The 4,372-nt window shown below is 69.9% G+C and carries 4 protein-coding genes; all 4 read left to right on the forward strand.

The genetic code is table 11. The annotated features are described in order from the left end of the window. The coding region (locus D7V88_RS39300) for an acyltransferase family protein (protein ID WP_372241168.1) at positions 1-1,128 on the forward strand (1,128 nt) is incomplete at its 5' end. A 5-nt stretch (positions 1,129-1,133) separates the two neighbouring features. After that, the gene (locus D7V88_RS39305) at positions 1,134-2,246 is read left to right on the forward strand and encodes a sensor histidine kinase (protein WP_244238637.1); all 1,113 of its coding nucleotides are present in this window, start codon (positions 1,134-1,136) and stop codon (positions 2,244-2,246) included. Then, positions 2,243-3,013 (forward strand): LytR/AlgR family response regulator transcription factor, encoded by a 771-nt coding sequence (locus D7V88_RS39310; protein ID WP_120545649.1) that lies wholly within the window; start codon positions 2,243-2,245, stop codon positions 3,011-3,013. Before D7V88_RS39305 ends, D7V88_RS39310 begins: the two co-directional genes overlap by 4 nt. A gap of 123 nt (positions 3,014-3,136) precedes the next feature. Then, positions 3,137-4,372 (forward strand): replicative DNA helicase (gene dnaB, locus D7V88_RS39315; RefSeq protein WP_120545650.1); only part of this gene is annotated, 1,236 nt, incomplete at its 3' end.

Here is a 4,372-nt window from a genome sequence, read left to right on the forward strand (position 1 = left end):
GACGTGCACCGCCCCGACCTGGACTGGCTCCGGGTGATGGCCATCGTGCTGCTGCACCTGTTCCACACCGGGATGATGTTCAACACCTGGGAGTGGCACGTGAAGAGCCCCCAGGCGCTCCCGGTGCTGGAGCCCACCATGGAGGTGCTGCACCTGGTGCGCATGCCGCTCTTGATGCTCATCTCCGGCATGGGCACCGCGTTCGCGCTGCGCCGGCGCACGCTGGGGGCCTTCGCGAAGGACCGGACGCGGCGGCTCTTGGGGCCGCTGGTGCTCGGCATGTTCGTGGTGGTGCCGCCGCAGATCTACGTGGAGCGGTTGTTCCAGGGGCGGTTCCAGGGCAGCTACGCCGCCTTCTACCCGACGGTGTTCGACCTCGTGCCCTACCCCGCCGGCAGCTTCAGCTGGCACCATCTGTGGTTCGTGGCCTACCTGTTCCTCTACTGCCTGCTGGCCCTGCCCCTCTTCGCGGCGCTGCGCACGGCCCGGGGCGAACGGTGGCTCTCGCGCGCGGACGCGTGGCTGTCGCGCGGGTGGAACGTAGCGTGGCTGGTGGTGCCGCTCGCGCTCAACCGGTACCTGCTGCGGGACTGGTCGGAGACGCACGCCCTCCTGGATGATCCGCGCACCCTCATCCACTACGGGTTGCTGTTCCTGTACGGGCACCTGCTCGGCCGCTGCCCCGGGGTCTGGACGCGGCTGGTGACGCTGCGACACGCGATGCTGGCCATCGCCGTGGCGGCGTTCGTTCCAGCGATGGCGGAGTCGTCGCTGCCGGCCGCGGCGCACATGGTGGCGGGGAGCATCGCCCTCTGGGGCACGCTGCTGGCGGCGCTGGGGTATGCGCGTCACCACGTGCGCACGGCGCCGTCGTGGCTGGGCCGGGCGCAGGCGCTGTCGTACCCGTTCTACATCCTCCACCAGACGGTCATCGTCTGCGTGGGCTACCTCCTGTTGCGCCTTCCCGTGGGCCCCTGGGTGCTGCTGGGCCTGGTGCTCACCGCGTCCTTCGTCCTCACGTGCGCCCTGACCGTGGGGGTCTCCCGCGTCTTTTGGCTCAGACCCTGGTTCGGCCTCAAGGCCGGGACCTCGCGGACCACCACCCTGGCCCCCGGGGCGGTGGGGTGAGCTCCGTGTCCGCCGAGTCCCAGCCCGCGCCCCTCCGCTGGTACTGGCCCCGCCTTCGGGCCCGGCCCGCGCTGAAGGTGCTGCTGTTCTGCCTGGCCCTGGGCGTATGGCAGGGCAGCGCGGTGCGTTTGGAGCAGCTCTCCTACCGGAACCACGGCCCCTGGGCCCCCGCGTTCATCTGGGAGGTCACGAGCACGCTGGCCGTCGCGCTGGCGTTTCCCCTGTTGATGACGGCGGTCCTCAACGCGCCGGGCCCCCGCGTGGGCTGGGCCCGATTCCTGGGCGTCCACGGAGTTGCCTTCCTGCTCTTCACATCCCTGCACATCGCGGTGATGGCGGGCCTGCGCCATGCCACCTACGCGCTCCTGGGACTGGGGCCGTACGACTTCGGCCAGCTCGGCTACAAGCTCCCGATGGAGGCCCAGAAGGACCTCATCAGCTACGGGTTGATCTGCGCCGTCATCTCGCTTGGGGCCGCGTCGCGGGAGCGCCAACGGCGGGCTCTACGGGCGGCGTCACTGGAAGGCGAGCTCAAGGCCGCGCAGCTCCAGTCGCTCACCGGCCAGTTGCACCCGCACTTCCTCTTCAACGCGCTGAACACCATCAGCTCCGTGATGTACGAGGACCTGTCACGCACGGATCGGCTCCTGAGCGACCTGGGACAGTTGCTGCGGGCCAGCCTGGAGCGCACCGAGCCCACCTGGACCCTGGGCGAGGAGCGGGGTCACACCGAGCGCTTCATCGCGCTCCTGGCGGCGCGCTTCGGGGACCGGCTGGACGTGCGCTGGAGCGTGGAGCCGGGGCTGGAGGCCCGACGCGTGCCGTGCTTCGCCCTGCAGACGCTGGTGGAGAACGCGGTGAAGCACAACCAGGACCTGCGCACCCCGCTGGAGGTGCGCATCCGAGGGCGCGTCGACGGTGAGCGGTGGGCGCTGGAGGTGGAGGACACCGGGCGCGGCTTCGGCGGCCTGTCCCCTTCGAAGGGGCCGGGCGTGGGGCTCGCGCAGATGGAACGGGTGCTGGCGCTCCTGTACGGGGACCGGGCCGGGCTGAAGCGCGGCACGGGACCGGAGGGCGGCGCCCGGGTGACGGTGTGGCTGCCCCGGGAGGCCTCATGACGGTGTTCCGCGTGCTGGTGGTGGACGACGAAGCCCCCGCGCGCACCAAGGTGCTGCGCCTGCTGGCGGCCGATGCGCGCTTCACGGCCGTGGGCGAGGCCGTGGATGGAACGGAGGCGCTCGCGCGCATTGAAACGCTGCGGCCGGACCTGGTGGTGCTGGACGTGCAGATGCCCGGCCTCACCGGCTTCGAGGTGTTGGAGGCGCTCGGGCCGGAGGCGTGCCCGGCGGTCATCTTCTCCACCGCCTATGAGCGCTTCGCGCTCCAGGCCTTCGAGGCCCACGCGGCGGACTACCTGCTCAAGCCCTATGACGCCGCGCGCTTCGCCCGGGCGCTCGACAAGGCCCATGCGCTGCTGGGTGCCGGGGCGCGGGACACGGCCTCCCTGGGGGCCCTGCTGACGACGGTGGCGCGGGCCCGGCCGGAGCGGCCCCTGGAGCGGCTGGTGGTGAAGGCCGGCGAGGGCTGGGTGCCGCTCAAGCTGGACACGGTGTGGCGACTGTCGTCGGAGGACAAGTACGTGCGGCTGCACACCGCCCAGGGGGAGCACCTGGTGCGCCAGACGCTGCGGGCCCTGGAGGAGCGCCTGGATCCCGCCCGCTTCGTGCGGGTCCACCGGGGGGACCTGGTGAACCTGGAGGCTGTCGCCCGGCTGGAGCCCTGGACCCACGGCGATGGCATCCTGGTCCTGAAGGATGGCTCCACGGTGATCCTGAGTCGGACCTACCGCGAGTCCTTCCTCCAGCAGTGGGGCGCGGCCGAGTGAGGTGCCCCGGGAGGTACCCTTCACCGGGCGTCCGGGTCCCACCCCTTGCTACAGGTCTGTTGAAGGGAAACTGGACGTTCCGTCGAACGTGTCAGACGCTGGCAGTAGAGGTTCCAAGCAGCCATGCAGAACGTCCTGGACGGTAGGGAAGGTCGGCGGGTCCATGAGGATCTCGCCGCGGAGCGTGCGGTGCTCGGCGCCGTGCTGGCGGACAACGGGCTGATTACGCCCGTGGCGGAGGTCATCCACGCGGACGACTTCTCCAGTCCCTCGCACGCGCAGATCTTCGGCGCGATGATGCGGCTGGACGCGCAGAGCAAGCAGGTGGACCACCTGACGCTCGCGGAGGAGCTGAAGATCCTCGGGCAGCTCGTCGCGGTGGGGGGCCCGGCGTACCTGATGGGGTTGGACCAGGTCGTCCCGCTGGCGGCCAACGCCGTGCAGTACGCCCACATCGTCAAGGATCAGGCGCTGCGCCGGCGCCTGGCCAACGTGGGCCGGGAGATCCAGGACCTGGCCAGCCAGGAGACGGGCGAACTGGAGGTCCTGCTCGACGAGGCGGAGCGCAAGGTCTTCCTCCTCGCGGAGAAGAAGCGCGAAGGCGACCTGCGGCCGGTCAGCGAGCTGATGGAGCAGACGCTCGACCTGCTGGACAAGATGAAGGCCGCGTCCACGGGCGTGACCGGTTTGTCCACGGGCTTCATCGACCTGGACATGCAGTTGACCGGCCTGCACGCGGGCGAACTCATCATCCTCGCGGCGCGTCCTGGCATCGGCAAGACGTCGCTCGCGATGAACATCGCGGTGCACGCCGCGCTCAAGGAGAACAAGGCGGTCGGCATCTTCAGCCTGGAAATGCCCGCGGATCAGCTCCTGATGCGTCTGCTTGCGTCCACCGCGCGCGTGGACATGAAGAAGCTGCGAGGCGGCCGGCTGTCTCCGCACGACGAGGAGAAGTTCCAGGAGATGGCGGGCGCGCTCTACAACGCGCCCATCTACATCGACGACTCCGGCGGCCTGTCCCCGTTCGACCTGCGCGCCAAGGCGCGGCGCGTGAAGCAGAAGGATCCGCGCCTGTCGCTGCTCGTCATCGACTACCTCCAGCTCATGCACCAGAAGGGCAAGGTGGAGAGCCGCCAGTTGGAAGTGGCGGAAATCTCCCGCGCGCTCAAGCAACTGGCCAAGGAGCTGTCGGTGCCCATCATCGCGCTCAGCCAGCTCAACCGAAAGGTGGAGGAGCGCAAGGGTGGCAAGCCCATGCTGTCCGACCTGCGTGAGTCCGGCTCCATCGAGCAGGACGCCGACGTGGTGATGTTCATCCACCGCGAGGATCAGGACGAGGGCGAAGGGGGCGAGGGC

The organism is Corallococcus terminator, assembly GCF_003611635.1.
Classification (GTDB): Bacteria; Myxococcota; Myxococcia; order Myxococcales; family Myxococcaceae; genus Corallococcus; species Corallococcus terminator.

Coding starts and splice junctions, on each gene's coding strand:
- D7V88_RS39310 (WP_120545649.1), top strand. CDS start 2,243: ATGACGGTGTTCCGCGTGCTGGTGGTGGACGACGAAGCCCCCGCGCGC.